Raw genomic sequence first — 977 nt, 5'->3', positions numbered from 1 at the left:
GGCCTGTTCAACTTCGGCAACCACAATCTGGGGATCGGCCTGGTTGGGGACAACCTGATCGGCATCGGACCGCTGAGTATTAGTAGTGCGGCGTTGGGTCAGGTGTTGCCGGGTGCGGCCGCGGATCTGGGGGTTAACTACGGTTACGGCAATGTCGGCAATAACAATGTCGGGTTCTTCAATACCGGTGATCTGAATCTGGGCATTCTGAATCAGGGGCTGGGCAACCTCGGTCTTAGCAACATCAGCCCTAACCCGAACAACTTGATGGCGGGCAATATCGGGGCGTTTAACAATGGGCTGGCCAATATTGGTATCGGCAACACCGGCAGCGTCAACTTGGGCTTTGGCAACGTGAGCCCCCACTTTGCTGTCGACCCCGCCAACCCGACCATGGGCAACTTCGGCTTCTTTAACAACGGGCTGGGTAACTTCGGCATCGCCAACACCGGCACCGGCAACGGCGGGTTCCCGATCGGCAACCTCGCTGGTCTGGGGATCGGTAACAACGGCAACTTCAACCACGGCCTGTTCAACTTCGGCAACCACAATCTGGGGATCGGCCTGGTTGGGGACAACCTGATCGGCATCGGACCGCTGAGCATTAGTAGTGCGGCGTTGGGTCAGGTGTTGCCGGGTGCGGCGGCGTTGCCGAGTTGGGGGTACGGCAATGTCGGTGAGGGCAATATCGGGTTCTTCAATACCGGCACCCTGAACCTGGGGATCGGCAATGTGAGCCCGAACTTCACCCCGACCGATCCGATCAGCACCTTTGGTGGGTTCGGGATCGGCAACCACGGGCTAGACAATGTCGGGGGCTGGAATAGCGGCAGCCAGAACGTGGGGCTGTTCAACACCGGGATGCTCAACCTCGGGATCGGCAACAGCGGTGTCGGTAATAGTGGGTTGCCGTTAGGTCCGTTGCAGATGTTGGGCATCGGTAATAACGGCAATTACAACCAGGGCCTGTTTTTGAC

Annotated in this window: 1 protein-coding gene; it reads left to right on the top strand. The window is 58.5% G+C overall.

All coding sequences use genetic code 11. The features are described 5' to 3' along the window. Nucleotides 1-977: hypothetical protein (locus A5634_RS26425; protein ID WP_155769745.1), on the top strand; the 977-nt coding region annotated here is incomplete at both ends.

The sequence above is a fragment of the Mycobacterium asiaticum genome (assembly GCF_001673365.1).
Classification (GTDB): Bacteria; Actinomycetota; Actinomycetes; order Mycobacteriales; family Mycobacteriaceae; genus Mycobacterium; species Mycobacterium asiaticum_A.
Note: the sequence above shows the minus strand (reverse complement) of the source record. Positions and strands in the feature narration are given on the sequence as shown.